The sequence below is a fragment of the uncultured Bacillus sp. genome, assembly GCF_958411575.1.
Classification (GTDB): Bacteria; Bacillota; Bacilli; order Bacillales; family Bacillaceae; genus Bacillus; species Bacillus spizizenii.
Genome location: NZ_CATYRA010000020.1, coordinates 1 through 23,242 on the forward strand (window position 1 = coordinate 1; position 23,242 = coordinate 23,242).

The following is a 23,242-nucleotide window of genomic DNA, read 5'->3' on the forward strand; positions in this document are numbered from 1 at the left end:
TTCAAACTAGAAGGTGTTTTTTATTTGTCTCATATTATGGGGTCAGTCCCATTCAAAAGGACGCTTTTTCTTTATCCTGCTCGCTGGAGCGCGGTTAAGTTATGTATTTTATTATCTTTTATGATAAAGTAAAAGAAGGGAAACAACTGACATAGCAATCGTCTAGGAGGAAACACTTTGACCGAGGAAAAAAACACGAAAATTGAAAAAACGGCGAAGAAAAAAACCAATACGTACTTGGAATGGGGAAAAGCGATTGTCATCGCGGTTCTGCTGGCTCTCCTGATCCGTCACTTTTTGTTTGAACCTTATTTAGTTGAAGGTTCATCTATGTATCCCACATTACATGATGGAGAAAGGCTGTTTGTGAATAAGACAGTCAACTATATCGGCGAGCTGAAGCGCGGAGATATCGTCATTATCAACGGTGAGACTTCGAAAATCCATTACGTAAAAAGATTGATCGGAAAGCCCGGAGAAACCGTTCAAATGAAGGATGACACGCTTTATATAAACGGAAAAAAAGTAGCCGAGCCTTACTTGTCTAAAAACAAACAGGAAGCAGAAAAACTTGGTGTCAGTCTGACAGGCGACTTTGGACCGGTTAAGGTTCCGAAAGGCAAATATTTTGTCATGGGGGATAACCGGCTGAATTCAATGGACAGCCGAAATGGGCTGGGACTGATTGCGGAAGACCGGATTGTCGGCACATCGAAGTTTGTCTTTTTCCCGTTTAACGAAATGCGTCAAACAAAATAAAAACGCCTTGCTGGCCTTTGGACAGCAGGCGTTTTTTAATTTGAAAAAGAAGCGACCAATGCAATGCATAATACAGTAATGAACACTGAACCGATAATGGCCAGTACACTGAAGAAAAGGTGAACCTGTTTGTTCTCTTTTCCGCGCTTTTCTAAAAGTCGTTTAGAAAAAATGTGCGAAAATATATAAATCAGGGCTATTCCAATATATAAGCCGATATCTTTGGCGGTAAAGCCTGTTACGGCAAGGTAAAAGCCCGTAAAAAAGATCAATAAACAGTATTCAGTAAGTGTTAAAAGCCTCAACGTGTTCCTCCATGAGAGTGTGTAATTTTCCAGCCGGATGCATTCTCTCTGTTTAATTGTAACATAGCTGGCCGGTTTAGGTGTATAAGTGTTTTCTCTCTTGTTTTATCAGGGAATCATTTCTCTTGCCCTGCATTCATGGTATACTTTTATTGATGATAGACATGATGGAGGATAATAAATGATTGCTGTAAATAATGTAAGCTTGCGGTTTGCGGATCGCAAGTTATTTGAAGATGTTAATATTAAATTTACCCCAGGCAACTGCTATGGGTTAATTGGTGCAAATGGTGCCGGTAAATCAACGTTTCTGAAAGTGCTCTCTGGCGAAATCGAGCCTCAGACAGGCGATGTTCATATGAGTCCTGGCGAGCGTCTTGCCATCTTGAAGCAGAACCATTTCGAGTACGAAGAGTATGAAGTGCTGAAAGTGGTTATTATGGGCCACAAACGCCTGTATGAAGTCATGCAGGAGAAAGACGCCATTTACATGAAGCCTGATTTCTCAGATGAGGATGGAATTCGTGCTGCTGAACTCGAAGGTGAATTTGCGGAGCTGAATGGATGGGAAGCGGAAAGTGAAGCTGCGATCCTTTTAAAAGGCCTTGGTATTTCAGAAGATCTTCATACGAAGAAGATGGAAGACCTTGGCGGTTCAGAGAAAGTAAAAGTGCTCTTGGCACAGGCATTATTCGGCAAGCCGGATGTTCTGCTGCTTGATGAGCCGACGAACCACTTGGACCTTCAGGCGATTCAGTGGCTGGAAGAGTTTCTGATTAACTTCGAAAACACTGTTATTGTTGTATCCCATGACCGTCACTTCTTAAATAAAGTGTGTACACACATTGCTGACCTTGATTTTAACAAGATCCAAATCTATGTCGGAAACTATGATTTCTGGTATGAATCAAGCCAGTTGGCATTAAAGCTTTCTCAAGAAGCGAACAAGAAAAAAGAAGAACAAATTAAACAGCTTCAAGAGTTTGTCGCTAGATTCAGCGCCAATGCGTCTAAATCTAAGCAAGCTACATCAAGAAAGAAACTTCTCGAAAAAATTACGCTGGATGATATTAAACCGTCTTCCCGTCGCTATCCTTATGTTAACTTTACGCCGGAACGGGAAATCGGAAATGATGTTCTTCGGGTGGAAGGCTTAACGAAAACAATCGATGGTGTCAAGGTACTCGACAATGTCAGCTTTATTATGAATAGAGAAGATAAAATTGCTTTCACTGGCCGCAACGAATTGGCTGTTACTACGCTGTTTAAAATCATTTCCGGGGAAATGGAAGCTGACAGCGGAACGTTTAAATGGGGCGTTACGACATCTCAAACGTATTTTCCAAAAGACAACAGCGAATATTTCGAAGGCAGTGATCTGAATCTTGTAGACTGGCTTCGCCAATATTCTCCCCATGACCAAAGTGAGAGCTTTTTACGCGGATTCTTAGGTCGCATGCTGTTCTCCGGAGAAGAAGTCCACAAAAAAGCAAATGTACTATCCGGGGGAGAAAAGGTTCGCTGTATGCTGTCGAAAGCGATGCTTTCTGGCGCCAATATTTTAATTTTAGATGAGCCGACCAACCATTTAGACTTAGAATCCATTACAGCGCTCAATAACGGCTTAATCAGCTTTAAAGGCGCTATGCTGTTCACATCCCATGACCATCAGTTTGTACAGACAATTGCAAACAGAATTATAGAAATTACACCTAAAGGCATCGTCGATAAGCAAATGAGCTATGATGAGTTCCTTGAAAATGCTGATGTGCAGAAAAAACTGGCTGAACTATACGCGTAATAAAAGAAGCAGAGATTCCTCTGCTTCTTTTTGATACATAGAGTTGAAAGGGGATCACAGCATGAAATTTTTAGTTGTCGGAGCAGGAGGAGTAGGCGGATATATTGGCGGCCGGCTTGCAGAGAAAGGCAATGATGTGACATTTCTCGTACGCCATAAAAGAGCTGAACAGTTAAAAGAAACTGGGCTTGTCATCCATAGTGAAAAGGGGGATGTATCATTTCAGCCCGCATTAATCAGTGCCGGAGAAACAGGGCATTTTGACGTCGTTATCATCGCTTCTAAAGCATATTCACTTGATCAGGTGATAGACGATGTCAAACCGTTTATCGGTCGCGAATCTGTCATTATCCCTTTCTTAAATGGGTACCGCCACTACGAGCAGCTGTTTACGGCATTTTCAAAAGAACAGGTGCTGGGCGGTTTGTGTTTTATAGAAAGTGCTCTAAACAATAAGGGGGAAATTCACCATACGAGTGCATCGCATCGTTTTGTATTCGGAGAGTGGAACGGTGAGCGTACGGAACGGATAACAGCGCTTGAAGAGGCATTTTCAGGCGTGAAGGCAGAAGTCATTATCAGCGGGCATATCGAGAAGGACATTTGGAAAAAGTATCTGTTTATTGCGGCGCAAGCGGGGATTACAACGTTATTTCAAAGACCGCTTGGCCCGATCCTCGAGACAGAAGGCGGACGTCACACGGTCCAAATGCTTATTGGGGAAATTGGAGCTATTCTACGAAAAGAAGGCGTTCCTGCAGATCCGGATCTTGAAGAAGAGAGCTTCCGTACGATGACAAGCATGTCTTATCATATGAAATCCTCCATGCTTCGTGATATGGAAAACGGACAAACAACTGAAGGCGACCACCTGCACGGCTTTTTGCTTGAAAAAGCAAAGCGTTTATCTCTTGCAGCACCTATATTAGAAACGGTTTATGCCAATCTGCAAATGTATGAAGCAGAAAAATAAAAAGGAGGCGAAAAGCCTCCTTTTGTTTATTTAAAAAGCCCAATTTCCGTTTCTGAAGATAGGCTCTCTTTTTCCGTCTGACGTAATTCCGTCAATATTCATATCCTTAGAACCAATCATAAAGTCCACGTGTGTAATGCTTTCATTTAAGCCTTCTTTAACAAGCTCCTCACGAGACATCTGTTTCCCGCCTTCAATGTTAAAGGCATATGCACTTCCAATCGCCAAATGATTTGACGCGTTTTCATCAAACAATGTGTTATAGAAAAGAATATTTGATTGTGATATAGGTGAATCGTAAGGAACAAGCGCCACTTCACCTAAATAGTGAGAACCCTCATCTGTTTCCACCAGTTCTTTTAAAATGTCCTCACCTTTTTCCGCTTTAATATCGATTATACGGCCATTTTCAAACGTGAGGGTGAAGTTTTCAATAATATTTCCACCGTAGCTTAACGGTTTTGTGCTTGATACCACTCCGTCGACCCCGTCTTTTTGCGGAAGCGTGAATACTTCTTCTGTCGGCATATTGGCCATAAACTCATGGCCGCTCTCACTCACGCTTCCAGCACCAGCCCAAACATGCTTCCTAGGGAGCTTAATTGTTAAATCAGTTCCTTCTGCTTGATAATGTAAAGCAGCATAATGTCTCTCGTTCAAATGGTCAACTTTTTCATGAAGATTTTGATCATGATTCATCCACGCTTGAACCGGGTTGTCTTCGTTTACGCGCGTCGCTTTGAAAATTTCTTCCCACAGAAGCTGAATCGCATCCTCCTCTGATTTGCCTGGAAAAACTTTTTGAGCCCAGCCCGCTGACGCCGCACCTACGACAGTCCAGCTGACTTTGTCAGATTGAATATATTGTCTGTATGTATGTAATGCTTTGCCTGCTGCTTTTTGGAAGGCAGCAATCCGTTTAGAATCTACACCTTTTAGTAAGTCTGGGTTTGACGACACAATAGAGATGAAAGCGGCTCCTTTTTTAGCAAGCTCTTCTCTGCCTTTTGCTTCCCATTCAGGGTATTCTTCAAAAGCTTCAAAAGGCGCGAGTTCATATTTTAATTTGGCGACTTCGTCATCCTGCCAATTCACCGTGACATTTTTTGCACCTTTTTCATATGCATGCTTCACAATTAAGCGGACAAAATCCTGTACATCTGTTGAAGCATTTACAACTACATACTGGCCTTTTTGGACGTTTACGCCGACCTCTACAGCCAGCTGCGCATATGTATTTAATTTCTGTGAAAATGAATCCATGAATCATTCCTCCTTAAGCTTTTTTCTCATCATATCAAATATGATCCTATAAAGGAAAGAAAGGAGGCCAAAGTGAAAAACCCAAAACACTGTCTTGGGTCTTTCGATATTACGGATGATTCAGTTTTACAGTATCGCCTGCAGGCGAATGGGGCATATTTGCTAAAGAAATGCTCATGCCTCCAAGAATAATTCCGCTTAAAATGGCTGCGATCGCTACTCTTCTTCCTAAATCTCTTAGCATCTGTTTCCTCCTTAACGTTTCTCCATTTCCCACAATATGTAGGGAGTGAGGAAAAAAGAAGCAAGAAATTCGCTATATGTGAGATTTTTTTCGAGAAAAGACTATTTAACCGCCTTTTGAAGCTTATCAATCACTTCTAAAGAACGGCCGGTGCCGATTGCCACACATTCAAGCGGGTTTTGCGCCACGTGTACAGGCACGACAATCTCTTCTGTGAGCCATTCTTTAATCCCGTTAAGGAGCGCGCCGCCGCCTGTTAAAATAACGCCGCGGTCAACAATATCTCCGCTCAATTCAGGCGGGCAGTCCTCAAGTGTAGCTCTGATGGCTTCGAGAATATGGAGGAGAGATTCACGCATTGCATCTTGAATTTCATTAGATTGAAGCATAATGGTTTTTGGAAGGCCTGTCACGAGGTCGCGTCCCCGAATTTCCATTGCTTCAGGAACATGCTCAATCAAGGCATGGCCAATTTCCATTTTTACCTGCTCAGCTGTGCGTTCGCCGATCAGTAAATTGTATTTTTTCCGGACGAAAGAAACGATATCCTCATCAAGCTGGTCTCCGCCTATTCTGATAGAGTGGCAGGAAACAACACCGCCGAAGGAGATGATGGCGACCTCTGTCGTCCCTCCGCCGATATCTACTACCACATTGGCAACCGGCTCATCGACCGGTAAATCCGCTCCGATCGCGGCTGCTACTGGCTCTTCAATTAAATGAACGTTTTTAGCGCCGCAATTTTTCACCGCATCACTGATGGCGCGGCGTTCTACTGCTGTTGAGCCTGAAGGTGTACAAACGACGACGTTCGGTTTTCTGAACGACATGCCGATGCTTTTTGCGGCTTTTTTCATAATGTGTTTTAGCAGATCGGTTGTCATATCATAGTCCGCGATAACGCCATCTTTCATTGGTCTGACAGCGACAATTTTTCCCGGTGTTTTACCGATCATGTTTTTCGCGTCAGCCCCGATTGCAAGAACTGCTTTTGTCGTTGTATCCACTGCAACAACAGATGGTTCATTTAAGATAATCCCTTTATTTTTGCTGTAAACAAGTATATTAGCTGTTCCTAAGTCAATCCCGATTTCAGTTGATTGAAACATGTTTTCACCCAATCTTTATCCTGATTTTATATGATTCTACATTTAAAGTTTCTAAGAAATAAAGCGATTTGTGGGGGTGTGCGTCGGGAAAGAAATGTTTTTGTAAAAAATCACGGAACTGTGTAACAGAAGTAATACATTTTTCGGTTTCATGGAAAAAATATCTTGTGATTCTTATAGAAAGCGGGAAACTTTTTCTAAGTTTCGTACGTCTACGATATATTGAGGTGCATCCTTAAACATTATATGAGTAGAAACATTTAAAGGAAGAAGGGTTTTTATGAAATCAATAGGTGTTGTAAGAAAAGTAGATGAATTAGGGCGTATTGTCATGCCGATAGAATTAAGACGGGCACTTGATATTGCTATAAAAGACAGCATTGAGTTTTTTGTTGACGGAGATAAAATTATCCTGAAAAAGTACAAACCTCATGGCGTCTGTTTTATGACCGGAGAAATCACTTCAGAAAATAAAGAATACGGCAACGGTAAAATTACGTTAAGCCCTGAAGGTGCACAGCTGCTTCTCGAAGAAATTCAAGCCGCTTTAAAAGAATAATAACATGTTTGAAAAAGGCGGAGCGATAGAATCTCCGTCTTTTTTTTTGTGCCAATTTCTGATTACCGCCGCCTAAGATATAACATCATGAACATTAGGTAATGAATGATTTGGGATACTTTACATATTTTACTCAATTATTTGTCGAAGAATGGTACAATAAGTAGAGAAACACAAGCGGCAGGTGGTCATATGAGAAAATATCAAGCTCGTATCATTTCCATCATTTTGGCAATGATTTTTATTATGTTTTGGGATTATTTATTTTATATTATAGGCAAAAACCCGATTAATTGGCCTGTTGATATTGTGTATACTGCAGTCACGATAGTAAGTGTTTGGATGCTGGCTTATTATGTCGATGAGAAACAGCAGCTGGTTAAGAAAATGAAGGATAATGAATGGAAGTATAAACAGCTCTCTGAAGAAAAAAACCGCATCATGGATAATTTGCAGGAAATCGTATTTCAAACGAATGCAAAAGGCGAAATTACATATTTAAACCAAGCGTGGGCATCCATAACCGGCTTTTCAATCAGTGAATGTATGGGAACGATGTATAATGATTACTTCATAAAAGAAAAGCACGTAGCCGACCACATTAACAGCCAAATTCAAAACAAAGCGTCTTCTGGCATGTTTACGGCAAAATACGTGAAAAAGAGCGGCACGATTTTTTGGGGAGAAGTTCATTATAAACTTTACTACGACCGAGATGGCCAATTTACAGGCAGCCTAGGTACAATGTCAGATATTACTGAGCGGAAAGAGGCTGAAGATGAGCTCATTGAGATTAATGAACGGCTGGCGAGAGAATCTCAAAAACTGTCAATTACGAGTGAGCTTGCCGCTGGTATTGCACACGAGGTCAGAAACCCTTTAACATCTGTCAGCGGTTTCCTTCAGATTATGAAAACACAATACCCGGACAGAAAAGGCTATTTTGACATCATCTTTTCAGAGATTAAAAGAATCGATTTGGTGCTCAGCGAGCTGCTGCTGCTTGCAAAACCGCAGGCGGTTACATTTAAAATGCATCAGCTCAACGAGATCCTGAAACAAGTCACGACATTGCTTGATACCAATGCTATTCTGTCCAATATCGTCATAGAAAAAAATTTCAAAGAGACAGATGGCTGTATCATTAACGGAGACGAAAATCAGCTGAAGCAGGTCTTTATCAATATCATAAAAAATGGGATTGAGGCAATGCCAAAAGGCGGTGTCGTAACCATTTCGACTGCTAAAACAGCCTCTCATGCAGTGATAAGCGTCAAAGATGAAGGGAACGGCATGCCGCAGGAAAAGCTTAAACAGATTGGTAAACCTTTTTATTCAACAAAAGAAAAGGGCACCGGGCTCGGACTTGCCATTTGTTTGAGAATTTTGAAAGAACATGACGGGGAATTGAAAATCGAAAGTGAAGCTGGAAAAGGCAGCGTCTTTCAAGTTGTTTTGCCTTTAACATCAGACAGCTGAGAGGGGGAACATGAAGATGAACTCGCTTCTGTTTGTATACGGGACATTAAGAAAACATGAAGAAAATCATCATCTGCTTGCTCAATCGGCATGTATTAATGAGCAGGCCAGAACGAAGGGACGTCTGTTTGCTGCAAAAGAGGGACCCGCAGCCGTTTTTGAAGATGAGGGCTATATATGCGGCGAGATATATGAAGCAGACGAATTGTGTATACATAAGCTCGATCAATTTTATCAAGGCTATGATAAACAAACGGTGCTTGTAGAAACGGATGCCGGGATCAAAAAAGCGCTTGTTTATTTTATGAACAAAGACGAGTGTGCCGGCTTTCCGATAATAAACAGCGGCGACTGGAAAGAACATCAGATGATCAGCAAATCGCAAAATCCTGTTTATTATTTTGCCTATGGGTCCTGCATGGACAATGGCCGCTTTCAAAAGGCTGGAGTCGATCACTATTTTCAAGATCCAGTGGGAAGAGCTGTTTTAAAAGGTTACACAACCCGCTTCACACTAAAAAGGGAAGACGGCTCAAGAGCGGATATGATGGAAGACGGAGGAATAACAGAAGGCGTTTTATATCGTATTCCTTTCTCTGCTCTCTCCTATCTGTATAAAAGGGAAGGCGTTGAATCTCTTACGTATCGGCCGGCATTTGTAGACGTTGAGGCAGGCGGAAGGCGCTACACAGACTGCTTAACCTTTCTCGTCCTCCGAAAAGAAGCGGAAACTGCCCCGCCTCAGCACTATCAGATTGAAATTGAACGCGGAGCGGAGATGCATTTGTCACCGGTGTTTGCTGAAAAGCTCAAGCGGCATATGAATTCGCTCCCACAAGGGTAACGAAATTAACACTGTTACAAAAGAATATGATAAAATTTGATCAATATGAAGTCAGGTAAAGGAGCACCATTATGAAAAAAGAATTTGCGGTAATTGGACTTGGCCGTTTTGGTGGCAGTATTTGCAAAGCATTAAGCGAAGAAGGCGTCGAGGTTATGGCGATGGATATCGATGAAGATAAAGTCAACGAATATGCCAAGATCGCATCCCACGCCGTTATCGGTGATTCAACAGACGAATCTGTCCTGAAAAATTTGGGTCTGCGAAATTTTGACCACGTTATTGTAGCAATCGGAGAAAATATTCAAGCGAGTATTTTAACGACTCTCATTCTGAAAGAACTTGGCGTTCATACCATTACAGTTAAGGCACAGAATGATTATCACGAAAAAGTGCTGTCTAAAATCGGTGCAGATCACATCGTCCACCCAGAACGCGATATGGCAAAACGAATTGCACATAACATCGTGTCCAACAACGTACTTGATTATTTGGAGCTGTCTGAAGAGCATAGTCTTGTTGAAATCGTAGCTAACAGCCGCCTGGCTGGAAATACGCTTCTCGATTTAGATATTCGTGCGAAATACGGTATTAACATCGTAGCCATTAAAAGAGGCAAGGAAGTCATCGTATCACCTCTTGCGACGGAAGTTATCCATCAAGAAGATATTCTCATCGTCATTGGATCAGTTACAGACATTTCCCGTTTCGAAAAAAGAGTTCTTCATACAAAATAGCAGTAAAACAAGCCGTCCCCAAAGGGCGGTTTTTTAAATATTATCAGAATATAACAACTTTAATGAAATGAGCGTCAATTTCTTAAAATTTTATTGACTAAGCATAGGCGTTCCGATAGCATATTGTACCATATAATAAAAAAGAGGAGGGGCCTATTTGAATAAAGAAGCGCTGGTCAATAGGCTGAATGCTTCAGCCCGAAGACAAAAAGCTGATATCGTCATTAAGAACGGAAAAATCATGGACGTATATAATCAAGAGTGGATATATGAAGATATTGCGATTACAGATGGAGTCATTGTAGGCCTCGGCGAGTATGAAGGCGAAAATATCATTGATGCGGAGGGACAAATGATTGTTCCGGGATTTATTGATGGACATGTACATATTGAGTCATCAATGGTTACACCAATAGAATTCGCTAAAGCGATACTGCCGCATGGCGTGACGACCGTTGTTACCGATCCGCATGAGATCGCGAATGTGTCTGGGGAAAAAGGGATTGCATTCATGATTGAACAGGCTCGGCAAACACCGCTGAATATCCATTTTATGCTCCCCTCCAGTGTGCCTGCCGCAAGCTTTGAGCGATCAGGCGCAGTGCTCAAAGCTGCCGATTTAAAGCCTTTTTACGAAGAGGAAGAAGTATTGGGGCTGGCTGAAGTTATGGATTATGTGTCGGTTCAGCAGGCTGAAGAAGATATGGTTCAGAAACTGCTCGATGCCCGTGTTGCAGGAAAGCGGATAGACGGTCATTTGGCGGGATTATCTACAGATCTCATTAACATATATAGAACCGCATTGGTCTTAAACGATCATGAAGTAACGACGAAGGAAGAAGCCCTTGATCGTATTAGAAGGGGAATGTATGTGATGATGCGTGAAGGGTCAGTCGCAAAAAACACTCTCAATGTGCTGCCGGCGGTGAATGAAAAGAACGCGCGCCGTTTCTTCTTCTGTACGGATGATAAGCATGTGGATGATTTATTGTCAGAGGGTAGTGTGAATCATCAGGTAAAAATGGCGATTCAAGCCGGACTAAACCCGTTTTTAGCCTATCAATTAGGAAGCCTTAATGCAGCCGAATGCTATGGATTAGATACAAAGGGAGCGATTGCCCCGGGTTTTGACGCTGATTTGCTCTTTGTATCTGATCTGGAAAACGTCACTGTCACAATGACGATGGTAAAAGGACAGACTGTTGCTGAAGGCAGCAAAGCAATGTATCAAGATAATGCTTCAACGGCGGCACCAGAAGCAGCACTGCTTGATTCTGTTAAGCTTGCTGCTCCTCTTAACAAACAGAATTTTCATATGCCAATTGATCCAAAGCAGCAGATCAATGTGATTCAAATCATTCCAAATCAGCTTGAAACACGATTGATACATGTCGAGACTCCTAATGCCCGCGACTTTGAGTCTGACATTGAGCTCGATTTGTTAAAGATTGCAGTTGTTGAGCGGCATAATGGTTTAAAAGAAATCGGGCTTGGTGTTGTGAAAGGATTTGGATTGAAGAGCGGAGCGATAGCTACAACCATCTCGCACGATTCCCATAATATTATTGCCGTCGGAGCAAATGATGCCGATATCGCGGCTGCAGTTAATAAGCTGCATGAAATTGGCGGAGGGTTAACGGTCATAAAAAATGGAGAAGAGCTTCATTCAGTTCCGCTGCCGATTGCGGGATTATTATCCGACCAATCTGCAGAACAGGTGAATCAAAGCTTACTGACGCTGCATGATAAATTGTTATTAGTCGGTTTCACAGGCGGGTTTAATCCATTTTTGACGCTGTCGTTTTTAGCTTTGCCTGTCATTCCTGACATCAAAATGACGACAACAGGATTATTTGATGTAAAATCATTTCAGCATATTGCATTGCAATAAAAAAAGATGCACTCCAAAGTGAGTGCATCTTTTTTTTAAACTTCCATGATGATCGGAAGGATCATCGGACGGCGTTTCGTTTTTTCATATAAGAACGGCGCAAGCGTGTCTGTAATCTCATTTTTGATTTCAGACCATTGAGTCGTTTTTCGTTCCATCACTTTTTGTAGGTGGTTTGAGATAAGCTCTTGAGCGTCATTGATCAAGTCGCCAGATTCTCTCATGTACACAAATCCTCTGGAAATCAAATCAGGTCCCGCTGAAATCTTAAAGCCTTCCATGTCAATGCTGACAACCACAATGACAAGACCTTCTTCAGAAAGAATTCTGCGGTCACGAAGCACGATATTGCCAATATCACCGATGCCGCTTCCGTCAATGTATACTGAACCGGACGGAATTTTACCGGCAACTGAAGCTTCATCGCCTTTAAGCGCCAATACTTCACCATTATCCATGATAAAGCAGTTTTCTTCAGGGATGCCACAATCTGTTGCAAGTTTGACATGCATCTTTTGCATTCTGTACTCACCGTGAATCGGCATGAAGAATTTAGGCTTGATTAAACGAAGCATCAGCTTCTGTTCTTCCTGTCCGCCGTGACCGGATGTATGGATATCATTAAGAGGTCCGTGAATAACCTCGGCCCCCGCGCGATACAGCTGGTTGATCGTCCGGCTCACGCTGATTGTGTTGCCTGGGATAGGGGACGAAGAAAATACAACTGTATCTCCAGGATTAATTGAAATCTGGCGGTGTGTCCCGTTTGCAATTCTTGATAATGCCGCCATCGGTTCCCCTTGGCTTCCTGTACATAAAATTGTTACTTTATTGGCAGGCAAACGATTGATTTCGTTATGCTCAATAAATGTATTTTTAGGACAGTTAATATATCCGAGAGTTTGTCCGATTTCGATAGCCGATTCCATACTGCGTCCAAATACGGCAACTTTTCTTCCATTTAATACAGCAGCCTCAATTACCTGCTGCAAGCGGTGGATATTCGACGCAAACGTAGCGAAGATAATTCGGCCGTCTACCTTGCGGAAAATGTCATGAATGCTTTCTCCGACACGGCGTTCAGACATAGTGAACTCTGGGTTCTCACTGTTTGTGCTGTCTGAAAGGAGGCACAGAACGCCTTCTTTTCCGATTTCGGCCATTTTCGTCAAGTTTGCTGGCTCGCCAACTGGAGTAAAGTCGAATTTGAAATCTCCAGTATGTACGATGTTTCCTGGCGGCGTCTTTACAACTATACCGTAGGAATCCGGAATGCTATGTGTTGTTCTGAAGAATGACACAGCCGTTTTGCGGAACTTTACGATATCATCTTCACCGATAATGTTCAGTTTCGTCTGTCTTAATAATCCATGCTCTTCAAGTTTATTCCGAAGTAAGCCGATCGCGAGTTTACCGCCGTAAACAGGAATATTCACTTGTCTGAGCAGGTACGGAATACCGCCGATGTGGTCTTCGTGCCCGTGGGTGATAAAAAGCCCTTTAATTTTATCTTCATTTTTGACTAAATACGTGTAATCAGGGATAACGTAGTCAATGCCGAGCAGTTCATCCTCGGGAAACTTGATCCCTGCATCAATCAGCACAATTTCATCCTGAAATTGAACTGCGTACGTATTTTTACCGATTTCGCCCAAACCTCCGAGGGCGAAAACAGCAGTCTGATCATTTTTTACAAATTTCATACCGCTCATAACTCCAATACTTTAAAATTTTCGCTCTGTTGTTCATATTCTAAAAATGCACCATCAACAGGTGTGATAAACTCAATATTAAATTTCTTCTCTTTCAACTTTGTTCTGACGTCACGCTCAGATACGCCTTCAATATAAAGTGAATCTGTCTTTTCCCGAACAGGTACTTCGTCAGCCTTTTCTTGATAAAATACCTTATAAATCATCCAAATCTCTCCTTAAATGCCGTATGTTAGACTCGCTTACTCTATTATATTCGAAAACGGAATATAAGGAAAGCCTTGAGCAAAATAAGGATCTCTCGAAAAGTGAAAGATCCCTTGTCAGGCAATGGCTTTCTTGCGGAGCATTCCGTTCCATTGTCTTCTGAGTTTCTTTCTTAATTTGCGCAGCATTTGTCAGTCCCTCCTTTAATAAACATTTGTCCAGAGTTCTTTTATACGAATAGTATACGGAGGTTGAGGAAGACTTTTCGTGGTTATTAATGGAATTTAATATGATTTTTGAACGAAATAGTTTGCTGAATGGCAATCTTTTTGTATGATGAGGGTGGGAATTGCAGATCAAGACGATAAAGGGGACGTTACAATGGATTCAAAATTAATCTTTTTTGATATTGACGGTACGATATATGATCATGACAAGAATATACCGGAAAGTACGAGAAAAACGGTAGCGGAGCTGCAACGTCAAGGGCATCATGTGTTTATTGCCAGCGGGCGGTCACCTTTTTTGGTTAAGCCGATTTTGGAGGAGCTGGGCATACACTCATTTATTTCCTATAACGGGCAGTATGTTGTCTTTGAAAATCAAGTAATTTATAAAAATCCGCTGCCTGAAGAGGCAATCAGGCGCTTATTAAAGCAGGCGGGAGAGGGGAAACATCCTGTCGTGTTTATGGCTGAGGACACGATGAAAGCGACTGTTGCGGATCACCCTCATGTTTTGGAGGGAATCGGCAGCCTTAAAACCGATTATCCAGAAACCGATGACCTTTTCTATGAAGGTAAAGAAATTTTTCAGCTTCTATTATTTTGCCAGGATGAAGAAGAAAAAGCTTATGCCGCTTTTCCTGAATTTGATTTAGTGCGCTGGCATGAGTATTCGACCGATGTTCTGCCGCATGGAGGTTCGAAGGCGGAAGGGATCAAAAAGGTGATCGAGCGTCTACCGTTTGATATCAGCGATACATATGCTTTCGGCGACGGATTAAACGATCTGCAAATGATTGAATATGTCGGGACAGGCGTAGCTATGGGAAATGCTGTTCCTGAATTGAAAGAAATCGCGGACTTTGTAACAAAGCCGGTAGACGAGGATGGAATTGCATACGCTGTGAAAGAATTGGGTCTTTTAAAATAAAGAAACGGCTGGCACTGTGCCAGCCGTTTTTCTTTTAGCGCTCAATCGCGATTGCATGTTCAGGTTCTTTGAAAGGATTCTCCTTATCAATATGATCATAGAACATAACACCGTTCAGATGATCAATCTCGTGCTGAAACACAATAGCCGGAAATCCTTTTAAACGGATATCAATGTTTTCGCCTTCAAGGGTTGTTCCTTTTACTCTGATGCGAGCATAGCGGGGAACATAACCGGGAATCGCTTCATCAACAGACAGGCAGCCTTCGCCGCTTGTTAAGTAGCTTTTTTCAACAGAATGGCTGACGATCTTAGGATTAAACAAAGCATAGCTGTATAACTTACCAGAAGCATCTTCCGCATGAACAGCGATCATTCGTTTTTTGATATTAATTTGAGGAGCTGCGAGTCCTACGCCTGGACGCAGCTTGTATTTTTCGGCTAATTCCGGATTTTGGCTGTTCTTAACAAATTCGATCATGTCGGCCAGCTGCTGTTTTTCTGCATCAGTCGGAGGCAGCTCAACAGGTTCGGCTGTTTCTCTGAGGGCTGGATGGCCGTCACGTACGATGTTTTCCATAGTAATCAAGAAACTTCACTCCTAAAGCTTAATATGTAAATTATATCGGATTTCTTCACAAAGGTGCAACGAAACAAATGACCAGCCATTTACGGCTGGTCAAGTTCACCCTGTGTAATTAGCAACAGCCTCCGCCTAAATAAGCAGCTCCGACAATGATTAACAGAATGAATAAAACAACGATTAGCGCAAAGGTGCGGCCGTAGCCATAACCGCCATATCCGTAACCACCATAACTGCAGCAGCCTCCGCCGTAACCATATCCATACATATAAAAAAACCTCCTCTTTTAATTACGCCAGAGCCTTTAGAAGTAGGCATAGCGTCTACTATAACCTATGTAAAAACAAAAAAGTTGTATGGTCATCTGTCCTGATTTTTCATTTTTTTGATGTGATTCAGAGCTGCCTTATCCAGTACAGCTATTGCCAAACGTCCCCATGGATTTTATAGTAGAAACTGTCAAGATTGGGGGATTTAACGTGAAAGACGCATTAAAACGGCAGCCCGGAATGAAAATCGGAGCTTTTTGTACGATGACACTGATATTAACAGGATGCATGGGACAGGGCCCAGTTGATTCACTTCATCATTCATTAGAAAAAGCTGCGGAATCGGAAAAGCCGTTTCTAGAAGAACAGAAAACGCTCGAAGAATTAGAGGCGAAGGAAAACCAGCTTTACGATGATGTTATGAAGCTCAATATGGATGATTATAAAAAAATTGTTGCTTTATCTAACGAAGCGCTAGAAAATGTCAGCCAGCGCGAAGAACATCTGAAGATTGAAAATGACAGCATCAAAAAATCGGAATCGGAATTTGAGGAAGCCAAAACGTCTGCTGAACAAATTAAGGATAAACACATAAAAGAAAAGGCCGATGCCGCAGCAAGCCATATGAAGAAAAGATATACATCATATGGTTCCATGTATGAAGAGTATAAAAAAGCGCTTCAGCTTAATAAAAAGCTGTATATGCAGCTGAAAGATAAAGACTTGGCACGAGATGATCTGGACAAGCAGATCGATAAAGTCAATACTTCTTATGAAAAGGTCCTTAAATACAGCGGAGAATTTAATGAACAAACAGAAAAATATAATAAAGCCCGGGAAGATCTATATGATGCAGCAGGCTATCACGTGAAAAAGAGCTGACTATGAACAGCTCTTTTTTAAAATAAACACGACGCCAATTTCGTTCAAAATTTTCATTTCTATTGTAGTACAGTGAGGAGATGTATACTAGTACAGTTTTGGATACAGCTGGCATCTGTTTTTTTATTGAAAATGTAAAGCGAATACATTTATTGAAAATCAGCGATGAAAACGATTGACGGCTCTTCTTTATTTGGTGTAAACTAATCCATGTTAAGCGGTGTTGTATTAGTTTTTTACAACTTCGAAATAATACAGTTCAAAGCAGAGTGTAACTATCCTACATAAAAGGTTTTGGCAAACTGGGGATCGGCTAAAATATATACGACTTACTGCTAATACTTTAGGGTACCCTAAGTTTGTATGTATAAAAGGAATGCACGTCTAATGACTGTTTAAAAGAAAGGAAGAGGTGACTTAGTATGGCTGCAAAAACGAAAAAAGCTATCGTTGATAGTAAAAAGCAATTTGATGCCATTAAGAAGCAGTTCGAAACGTTCCAAATTTTAAATGAAAAGGGAGAAGTCGTGAATGAAGCGGCGATGCCTGATTTAACAGATGATCAATTAAAAGAGCTAATGCGACGCATGGTATTTACGCGTGTGCTTGATCAGCGCTCTATCTCATTAAACCGTCAAGGACGTCTCGGATTCTACGCTCCTACTGCGGGTCAAGAAGCTTCTCAGATTGCAACGCATTTCGCGCTTGAAAAAGAAGATTTTGTTCTTCCTGGATACCGTGATGTGCCTCAGTTAATTTGGCACGGCCTTCCATTATATCAAGCGTTTCTTTTCTCTCGCGGACATTTCAGAGGAAACCAAATGCCTGATGATGTGAATGCCCTTTCTCCACAAATCATTATCGGTGCTCAATACATTCAAACTGCCGGTGTTGCGCTAGGTCTTAAAAAACGCGGTAAAAAAGCTGTCGCAATCACTTACACTGGTGACGGCGGAGCTTCACAAGGGGACTTCTACGAAGGAATTAACTTTGCCGGCGCTTATAAAGCACCTGCAATCTTCGTAGTACAAAACAACCGCTACGCGATTTCAACTCCGGTTGAAAAACAATCTGCGGCTGAAACAATTGCACAAAAAGCAGTAGCTGCAGGTATTGTCGGCGTACAAGTAGACGGAATGGATCCGCTTGCTGTATACGCTGCAACTGCTGAAGCACGCGAACGCGCAATCAATGGCGAAGGCCCAACACTGATTGAAACACTTACATTCCGTTACGGCCCGCACACAATGGCTGGTGATGATCCGACTAAATATCGTACAAAAGAAATCGAAAATGAGTGGGAACAAAAAGATCCGCTTGTACGCTTCCGTGCGTTCCTTGAAAACAAAGGCCTATGGTCTGAAGAAGAAGAAGCAAAAGTAATTGAGGATGCGAAAGAAGAAATTAAACAAGCGATCAAAAAAGCTGATGCTGAGCCGAAGCAAAAAGTAACTGATTTAATGAAAATCATGTACGAAAAAATGCCTCACAACCTTGAGGAGCAATTTGAAATTTATACACAGAAGGAGTCGAAGTAAGCCATGGCGCAAATGACAATGATTCAAGCAATCACGGATGCGTTACGCACAGAACTGAAAAATGACGAAAATGTCTTAGTTTTCGGAGAAGACGTTGGTGTTAACGGCGGCGTATTCCGTGCGACAGAAGGATTGCAAAAAGAATTCGGTGAAGACCGTGTGTTTGACACGCCACTTGCTGAATCTGGTATCGGCGGTCTTGCCCTTGGTTTAGGCTTAAACGGCTTCCGCCCGGTAATGGAAATCCAATTCTTCGGATTTGTTTACGAAGTAATGGATTCAGTTTCTGGCCAAATGGCTCGTATGCGTTACCGTTCTGGCGGACGCTGGACTTCACCTGTAACAATTCGTTCTCCGTTCGGCGGCGGTGTTCATACTCCTGAGCTTCACGCTGATAGCTTAGAAGGTCTTGTTGCACAACAGCCTGGTATCAAAGTTGTTATTCCATCAACTCCTTACGATGCCAAAGGACTTTTAATTGCTGCGATCAGAGACAATGATCCTGTTGTTTTCTTAGAGCACATGAAGCTTTATCGTTCTTTCCGTCAGGAAGTTCCTGAAGAAGAATACACAATTGAGCTTGGCAAAGCAGACGTAAAACGTGAAGGTACTGACCTTTCAATCATCACTTACGGCGCAATGGTTCATGAATCATTAAAAGCTGCTGAGGAGCTTGAAAAAGACGGCATTTCTGCTGAAGTTGTCGACCTTCGCACTGTAAGCCCGCTTGACATTGATACAATCATCGCATCTGTAGAAAAAACAGGACGCGCGATTGTTGTTCAAGAGGCACAAAAACAAGCCGGTATTGCTGCAAACGTAGTAGCAGAAATTAATGACCGTGCGATCTTGAGCTTGGAAGCACCTGTACTTCGCGTGGCTGCGCCTGATACAGTATTTCCTTTCTCTCAAGCGGAGAGCGTATGGCTTCCAAACCATAAAGATGTTCTTGAAACAGCAAGAAAAGTACTTGAATTTTAATCAAACTGCATAATCGAGAGGGAAGATGAACGGTTTTCCCTCTATTATATATCTGTTTTCAATGCTTACGTTGTAAACTTTAAAATTGCTTAATCAAACTAGGAGGTCGAGAACTGTGGCATTTGAATTTAAACTTCCAGATATCGGGGAAGGTATCCACGAAGGCGAAATCGTAAAATGGTTTGTCAAGCCTAACGATGAGGTTGACGAAGATGATGTACTGGCTGAAGTCCAAAATGATAAAGCAGTAGTAGAAATTCCTTCACCTGTTAAAGGAAAAGTATTAGAATTAAAAGTTGAAGAGGGAACGGTTGCAACTGTTGGACAAACGATCATTACGTTTGATGCACCTGGTTACGAAGACCTTCAATTTAAAGGCAGCGAAGAGTCAGATGATGCGAAAACTGAAGCACAAGTTCAGTCAACAGCAGAAGCTGGACAAGACGTTGCGAAAGAAGAGCAAGCTCAAGAGCCTGCAAAAGCAACAGGCGCAGGACAGCAGGATCAAGCTGAAGTTGACCCGAACAAACGAGTGATCGCTATGCCTTCTGTACGTAAATATGCTCGTGAAAAAGGCGTAGACATCCGTAAAGTTACTGGTTCAGGCAACAACGGACGTGTTGTAAAAGAAGATATCGACAGCTTTGTAAACGGAGGAGCGCAAGAAGCAGCGCCGCAAGAAACAGCTGCACCACAAGAAACAGCTGCTAAACCGGCTGCTGCACCGGCTCCAGAGGGCGAATTCCCAGAAACACGCGAAAAAATGAGCGGTATCCGTAAAGCAATTGCGAAAGCGATGGTTAACTCTAAACACACAGCTCCTCACGTAACGTTAATGGACGAAGTGGATGTAACAAACCTTGTTGCACATCGTAAACAGTTCAAACAGGTTGCTGCTGATCAAGGAATCAAGCTGACTTACTTGCCTTACGTTGTAAAAGCTCTTACATCTGCACTGAAAAAATTCCCTGTTTTAAACACGTCAATTGACGATAAAACAGAAGAAGTAGTCCAAAAACATTACTTCAACATCGGTATCGCTGCTGACACTGAAAAAGGCTTGCTTGTACCGGTTGTGAAAAATGCAGATCGTAAATCTGTCTTTGAAATTTCTGATGAGATCAATGGCCTTGCAACAAAAGCTCGTGAAGGCAAGCTTGCTCCAGCTGAAATGAAAGGCGCATCTTGCACAATTACAAACATCGGTTCTGCCGGCGGACAATGGTTCACTCCGGTTATCAACCATCCAGAAGTTGCGATTCTTGGTATCGGACGCATTGCAGAAAAAGCGATTGTTCGTGATGGCGAAATCGTAGCAGCTCCAGTCTTAGCTCTTTCTCTCAGCTTCGACCACCGCATGATCGACGGAGCAACTGCGCAAAATGCATTAAATCACATCAAGCGTTTACTGAACGATCCACAATTAATTTTAATGGAGGCGTAATGTTATGGTAGTAGGAGATTTCCCTATTGAAACAGATACTCTTGTAATTGGTGCGGGACCTGGCGGCTATGTAGCTGCCATCCGCGCTGCACAGCTTGGACAAAAAGTAACAGTCGTTGAAAAAGCAACTCTTGGAGGCGTTTGTCTAAACGTTGGATGTATCCCTTCAAAAGCGCTGATCAATGCGGGCCACCGTTATGAGAATGCAAAGCATTCTGACGACATGGGGATCACTGCTGAGAACGTATCAGTTGATTTCACAAAAGTTCAAGAATGGAAAGCTTCTGTTGTAAACAAGCTTACTGGCGGTGTTGCAGGACTTCTTAAAGGGAACAAAGTAGATGTTGTAAAAGGTGAAGCTTACTTTGTAGACAGCAATTCAGTTCGTGTTATGGATGAGAACTCTGCTCAAACATACACGTTCAAAAACGCCATTATTGCAACTGGTTCTCGTCCTATCGAATTGCCAAACTTCAAATATACTGAGCGTGTCCTAAATTCAACAGGCGCTTTGGCTCTTAAAGAAATTCCTAAAAAGCTCGTTGTTATCGGCGGCGGCTATATCGGAACTGAGCTTGGAACTGCATATGCTAACTTTGGCACTGAGCTTGTTATTCTTGAAGGCGGAGATGAAATTCTTCCTGGCTTCGAAAAACAAATGAGTTCTCTTGTTACACGCAGACTGAAGAAAAAAGGCAATGTTGAAATCCATACAAATGCGATGGCTAAAGGCGTTGAAGAAAGACCGGACGGCGTAACAGTTACTTTTGAAGTAAAAGGCGAAGAAAAAACTGTTGATGCTGATTACGTACTGATTACAGTAGGACGCCGTCCAAACACTGATGAGCTTGGTCTTGAGCAAGTCGGTATTGAAATGACGGACCGCGGTGTTGTGAAAACTGACAAACAGTGCCGTACAAACGTACCTAACATTTATGCAATCGGTGATATCATCGAAGGACCGCCGCTTGCTCACAAAGCATCTTACGAAGGTAAAATCGCAGCAGAAGCTATCGCTGGAGAGCCTGCAGAAATCGATTACCTTGGTATTCCTGCGGTTGTCTTCTCTGAGCCTGAACTTGCATCAGTTGGTTACACTGAAGCACAGGCGAAAGAAGAAGGTCTTGACATTGTTGCTGCTAAATTCCCATTTGCAGCAAACGGCCGTGCACTTTCTCTTAACGAAACAGACGGCTTCATGAAGCTAATCACTCGTAAAGAGGACGGTCTTGTGATCGGTGCGCAAATCGCCGGCGCAAGTGCTTCTGATATGATTTCTGAATTAAGCTTAGCGATCGAAGGCGGCATGACTGCTGAAGATATCGCGATGACAATTCACGCTCACCCAACATTGGGCGAAATCACAATGGAAGCAGCTGAAGTGGCAATCGGAAGTCCGATTCACATCGTAAAATAATGCTCTTATCAAAAACAGCCCTCGCTTAAAGGCGGGGCTGTTTTTTTATTTTGACAGCACATGCTGCAATGGTTTAATGATGTCTTCTTTCTTTTTCACACATCCCTCTATTTTCACCACAACATGACGCTGATCAACGACCATAAGGGTAGGGACGGTTTCAATCTCATCTTCCCAGCCTTCTTTGTTATCATAGACCTTCATTTTATCTATTTGCTCGGGATAGTCTTTTTCTAAATCAAGCAGTGCATCGTAATATGGCGCTTCCTGGTCAATTTGGTTCTCATCAGAAAAAAACAGGATTTGTGTATGATGAATGTTGTCAATACGGCTTTTTTTCACCGGATTGATGGTGGAAAGCGTACAGCCCGATAAAGCAAATACTATTATCAGTATGGGAAATACCGCGCGATATCGCATCTATCTTCTCCTCTGTATAAACAATAGTAAACTAGCTTTAGTTTATCATGAGAGGCAGCTTAATCTGCTCCTTGTTACCTAATTGTTATATAATTGAAACCGTTTTTAAAGTGAGATTACATATCATATCCATCGTTTAAGATAGCAACCTGGGGGTATATAGAATTTATTGCTGCGTTCTTTCATAAAAGTTCAAGAAAACATGAAATCATGTTATGTTTTTTGGCATATGTATCGATTAACGCTGCTGTATGAAGAAAATATTATATGATGAAAAAAGAAAAAATACGCTATATATAGCGATGTTTAAATTAAATGTGTTATACAGCTTGTTGTTGACATTTTAAATGTGACATATTAATATAATAACAACAAAAGAAATTAAGCGTTTTCAAATTTCAAAGAAATGGGGAATGAGAGATGGGTACAATTGTTTGCCAAGATTGCAACGAAGCCATTCATTACTTTGAAGATGAGAAAGTGACTACATTATATGGAACATGTTGCGGACAATGTCAATATCCTGTTGATGAAGAGTAAAAAAGCATGCGGTTCAGGGACTGACCCCATAAGATGAGACAAATAAAAAACACCTTCAAGTTTGAAAAAGGATGATTGTTATCCGAAATAAGACTTGGAGGTGTTTTTTCTATGGGGACAAGAGTGAGTT

The 23,242-nt window shown here is 42.0% G+C and carries 24 protein-coding genes; 15 read left to right on the plus strand and 9 right to left on the minus strand.

The genetic code is table 11. The annotated features are described in order from the left end of the window. The first annotated feature begins 177 nt into the window (after positions 1-177). Positions 178-759 carry a signal peptidase I sipT gene (gene sipT / locus Q5C82_RS20075; protein WP_003222331.1) on the plus strand — a complete coding sequence of 194 codons (582 nt, stop codon included), beginning with the start codon at positions 178-180 and terminating at the stop codon, positions 757-759. Between the two features lie 35 nt (positions 760-794). Here the strand turns inward: sipT and Q5C82_RS20080 are convergent, their stop codons facing one another. Continuing rightward, on the minus strand, positions 795-1,064 hold the full coding sequence (locus tag Q5C82_RS20080) for a hypothetical protein (RefSeq protein ID WP_003222329.1): 270 nt from the start codon (positions 1,062-1,064) through the stop codon (positions 795-797). Between the two features lie 181 nt (positions 1,065-1,245). Between Q5C82_RS20080 and Q5C82_RS20085 the strand changes: the two genes are divergently transcribed. Next, positions 1,246-2,865 (plus strand): ABC-F family ATP-binding cassette domain-containing protein, encoded by a 1,620-nt coding sequence (locus Q5C82_RS20085; protein ID WP_003222327.1) that lies wholly within the window; start codon positions 1,246-1,248, stop codon positions 2,863-2,865. Between the two features lie 61 nt (positions 2,866-2,926). Beyond that, positions 2,927-3,838, plus strand: a complete 912-nt coding sequence (locus Q5C82_RS20090) for a ketopantoate reductase family protein (RefSeq protein WP_003222326.1) — start codon at positions 2,927-2,929, stop codon at positions 3,836-3,838. A gap of 30 nt (positions 3,839-3,868) precedes the next feature. Here the strand turns inward: Q5C82_RS20090 and Q5C82_RS20095 are convergent, their stop codons facing one another. The 3 genes from Q5C82_RS20095 to mreBH form a co-directional block, all read right to left on the minus strand. Continuing rightward, complete coding sequence (locus tag Q5C82_RS20095; protein ID WP_003222324.1) at positions 3,869-5,101, minus strand: aminopeptidase; 1,233 nt, start codon at positions 5,099-5,101, stop codon at positions 3,869-3,871. Positions 5,102-5,210: 109 nt separating this feature from the next. Next, on the minus strand, positions 5,211-5,345 hold the full coding sequence (locus Q5C82_RS20100; protein WP_003222322.1) for a protein YkpC: 135 nt from the start codon (positions 5,343-5,345) through the stop codon (positions 5,211-5,213). A gap of 101 nt (positions 5,346-5,446) precedes the next feature. Beyond that, on the minus strand, positions 5,447-6,454 hold the full coding sequence (mreBH, locus tag Q5C82_RS20105; RefSeq protein WP_003222320.1) for a cell shape-determining protein MreBH: 1,008 nt from the start codon (positions 6,452-6,454) through the stop codon (positions 5,447-5,449). A gap of 280 nt (positions 6,455-6,734) precedes the next feature. Between mreBH and abhA the strand changes: the two genes are divergently transcribed. The 5 genes from abhA (at position 6,735) to ade (ending at position 11,964) form a co-directional block, all read left to right on the plus strand. Next, positions 6,735-7,013 carry a transcriptional regulator AbhA gene (abhA, locus tag Q5C82_RS20110; RefSeq protein WP_003222317.1) on the plus strand — a complete coding sequence of 93 codons (279 nt, stop codon included), beginning with the start codon at positions 6,735-6,737 and terminating at the stop codon, positions 7,011-7,013. A gap of 192 nt (positions 7,014-7,205) precedes the next feature. Further along, the gene (kinC, locus tag Q5C82_RS20115) at positions 7,206-8,492 is read left to right on the plus strand and encodes a two-component sensor histidine kinase KinC (protein ID WP_003222315.1); all 1,287 of its coding nucleotides are present in this window, start codon (positions 7,206-7,208) and stop codon (positions 8,490-8,492) included. A gap of 16 nt (positions 8,493-8,508) precedes the next feature. Further along, positions 8,509-9,336 carry a gamma-glutamylcyclotransferase gene (locus tag Q5C82_RS20120; RefSeq protein WP_003222313.1) on the plus strand — a complete coding sequence of 276 codons (828 nt, stop codon included), beginning with the start codon at positions 8,509-8,511 and terminating at the stop codon, positions 9,334-9,336. Between the two features lie 71 nt (positions 9,337-9,407). Continuing rightward, a complete protein-coding gene (ktrC, locus tag Q5C82_RS20125; protein WP_003222311.1) occupies positions 9,408-10,073 on the plus strand; it encodes a Ktr system potassium transporter KtrC in 666 nt (221 codons plus the stop codon). Positions 10,074-10,230: 157 nt separating this feature from the next. Next, a complete protein-coding gene (gene ade / locus Q5C82_RS20130) occupies positions 10,231-11,964 on the plus strand; it encodes an adenine deaminase (RefSeq protein ID WP_003222307.1) in 1,734 nt (577 codons plus the stop codon). Positions 11,965-11,999: 35 nt separating this feature from the next. Here the strand turns inward: ade and rnjA are convergent, their stop codons facing one another. Further along, positions 12,000-13,667: a ribonuclease J1 gene (gene rnjA / locus Q5C82_RS20135; protein ID WP_003222305.1), complete on the minus strand. Its 1,668-nt coding sequence runs from the start codon at positions 13,665-13,667 to the stop codon at positions 12,000-12,002. A 5-nt stretch (positions 13,668-13,672) separates the two neighbouring features. Next, a complete protein-coding gene (gene rnpZA, locus Q5C82_RS20140) occupies positions 13,673-13,882 on the minus strand; it encodes an RNA polymerase subunit omega 1 (RefSeq protein WP_003222303.1) in 210 nt (69 codons plus the stop codon). A gap of 382 nt (positions 13,883-14,264) precedes the next feature. On the opposite strand from rnpZA, the gene Q5C82_RS20145 reads away from it, so the two are divergent. Beyond that, positions 14,265-15,038, plus strand: coding sequence for a Cof-type HAD-IIB family hydrolase (locus Q5C82_RS20145; RefSeq protein WP_003222301.1), 774 nt, complete (start codon positions 14,265-14,267; stop codon positions 15,036-15,038). Positions 15,039-15,072: 34 nt separating this feature from the next. Here the strand turns inward: Q5C82_RS20145 and def are convergent, their stop codons facing one another. After that, positions 15,073-15,627 carry a peptide deformylase gene (gene def, locus Q5C82_RS20150; RefSeq protein ID WP_003222300.1) on the minus strand — a complete coding sequence of 185 codons (555 nt, stop codon included), beginning with the start codon at positions 15,625-15,627 and terminating at the stop codon, positions 15,073-15,075. Between the two features lie 109 nt (positions 15,628-15,736). Beyond that, positions 15,737-15,889 (minus strand): YjcZ family sporulation protein, encoded by a 153-nt coding sequence (locus Q5C82_RS20155; protein ID WP_003222298.1) that lies wholly within the window; start codon positions 15,887-15,889, stop codon positions 15,737-15,739. Between the two features lie 211 nt (positions 15,890-16,100). Here Q5C82_RS20155 and Q5C82_RS20160 point away from each other — a divergent pair, with 211 nt between their 5' ends. From Q5C82_RS20160 to lpdA, 5 genes are all read left to right on the plus strand, one after another. Then, the gene (locus Q5C82_RS20160) at positions 16,101-16,772 is read left to right on the plus strand and encodes a YkyA family protein (protein WP_003222296.1); all 672 of its coding nucleotides are present in this window, start codon (positions 16,101-16,103) and stop codon (positions 16,770-16,772) included. A gap of 422 nt (positions 16,773-17,194) precedes the next feature. After that, entirely contained in the window at positions 17,195-18,310 is a 1,116-nt protein-coding gene (gene pdhA, locus Q5C82_RS20165; RefSeq protein ID WP_003222294.1) for a pyruvate dehydrogenase (acetyl-transferring) E1 component subunit alpha, read from the plus strand. A gap of 3 nt (positions 18,311-18,313) precedes the next feature. Further along, the gene (gene pdhB / locus Q5C82_RS20170; protein ID WP_003222291.1) at positions 18,314-19,291 is read left to right on the plus strand and encodes a pyruvate dehydrogenase complex E1 component subunit beta; all 978 of its coding nucleotides are present in this window, start codon (positions 18,314-18,316) and stop codon (positions 19,289-19,291) included. A gap of 115 nt (positions 19,292-19,406) precedes the next feature. After that, positions 19,407-20,735: a pyruvate dehydrogenase complex dihydrolipoyllysine-residue acetyltransferase gene (pdhC, locus tag Q5C82_RS20175; protein WP_003222290.1), complete on the plus strand. Its 1,329-nt coding sequence runs from the start codon at positions 19,407-19,409 to the stop codon at positions 20,733-20,735. 4 nt (positions 20,736-20,739) lie between these two features. Then, the gene (gene lpdA, locus Q5C82_RS20180; RefSeq protein ID WP_003222288.1) at positions 20,740-22,152 is read left to right on the plus strand and encodes a dihydrolipoyl dehydrogenase; all 1,413 of its coding nucleotides are present in this window, start codon (positions 20,740-20,742) and stop codon (positions 22,150-22,152) included. Positions 22,153-22,197: 45 nt separating this feature from the next. On the opposite strand, the gene slp is transcribed toward lpdA, so the two are convergent. Beyond that, positions 22,198-22,572, minus strand: a complete 375-nt coding sequence (slp, locus tag Q5C82_RS20185) for a peptidoglycan-associated lipoprotein Slp (protein ID WP_003222285.1) — start codon at positions 22,570-22,572, stop codon at positions 22,198-22,200. A gap of 420 nt (positions 22,573-22,992) precedes the next feature. On the opposite strand from slp, the gene Q5C82_RS20190 reads away from it, so the two are divergent. Continuing rightward, positions 22,993-23,112 (plus strand): GapA-binding peptide SR1P, encoded by a 120-nt coding sequence (locus Q5C82_RS20190; protein WP_079996350.1) that lies wholly within the window; start codon positions 22,993-22,995, stop codon positions 23,110-23,112. The last annotated feature ends 130 nt before the right edge of the window (positions 23,113-23,242 follow it).

Bases quoted from the DNA above. Each gene is read 5' to 3' on its own strand.
- Q5C82_RS20085 (WP_003222327.1), top strand. From the start codon at position 1,246: ATGATTGCTGTAAATAATGTAAGCTTGCGGTTTGCGGATCGCAAGTTA.
- Q5C82_RS20090 (WP_003222326.1), top strand. From the start codon at position 2,927: ATGAAATTTTTAGTTGTCGGAGCAGGAGGAGTAGGCGGATATATTGGC.
- Q5C82_RS20095 (WP_003222324.1), bottom strand. From the start codon at position 5,101: ATGGATTCATTTTCACAGAAATTAAATACATATGCGCAGCTGGCTGTA.
- Q5C82_RS20100 (WP_003222322.1), bottom strand. From the start codon at position 5,345: ATGCTAAGAGATTTAGGAAGAAGAGTAGCGATCGCAGCCATTTTAAGC.
- mreBH (WP_003222320.1), bottom strand. From the start codon at position 6,454: ATGTTTCAATCAACTGAAATCGGGATTGACTTAGGAACAGCTAATATA.
- abhA (WP_003222317.1), top strand. From the start codon at position 6,735: ATGAAATCAATAGGTGTTGTAAGAAAAGTAGATGAATTAGGGCGTATT.
- kinC (WP_003222315.1), top strand. From the start codon at position 7,206: ATGAGAAAATATCAAGCTCGTATCATTTCCATCATTTTGGCAATGATT.
- Q5C82_RS20120 (WP_003222313.1), top strand. From the start codon at position 8,509: ATGAACTCGCTTCTGTTTGTATACGGGACATTAAGAAAACATGAAGAA.
- ktrC (WP_003222311.1), top strand. From the start codon at position 9,408: ATGAAAAAAGAATTTGCGGTAATTGGACTTGGCCGTTTTGGTGGCAGT.
- rnjA (WP_003222305.1), bottom strand. From the start codon at position 13,667: ATGAAATTTGTAAAAAATGATCAGACTGCTGTTTTCGCCCTCGGAGGT.
- rnpZA (WP_003222303.1), bottom strand. From the start codon at position 13,882: ATGATTTATAAGGTATTTTATCAAGAAAAGGCTGACGAAGTACCTGTT.
- Q5C82_RS20145 (WP_003222301.1), top strand. From the start codon at position 14,265: ATGGATTCAAAATTAATCTTTTTTGATATTGACGGTACGATATATGAT.
- Q5C82_RS20155 (WP_003222298.1), bottom strand. From the start codon at position 15,889: ATGTATGGATATGGTTACGGCGGAGGCTGCTGCAGTTATGGTGGTTAC.
- pdhA (WP_003222294.1), top strand. From the start codon at position 17,195: ATGGCTGCAAAAACGAAAAAAGCTATCGTTGATAGTAAAAAGCAATTT.
- pdhB (WP_003222291.1), top strand. From the start codon at position 18,314: ATGGCGCAAATGACAATGATTCAAGCAATCACGGATGCGTTACGCACA.
- lpdA (WP_003222288.1), top strand. From the start codon at position 20,740: ATGGTAGTAGGAGATTTCCCTATTGAAACAGATACTCTTGTAATTGGT.
- slp (WP_003222285.1), bottom strand. From the start codon at position 22,572: ATGCGATATCGCGCGGTATTTCCCATACTGATAATAGTATTTGCTTTA.
- Q5C82_RS20190 (WP_079996350.1), top strand. From the start codon at position 22,993: ATGGGTACAATTGTTTGCCAAGATTGCAACGAAGCCATTCATTACTTT.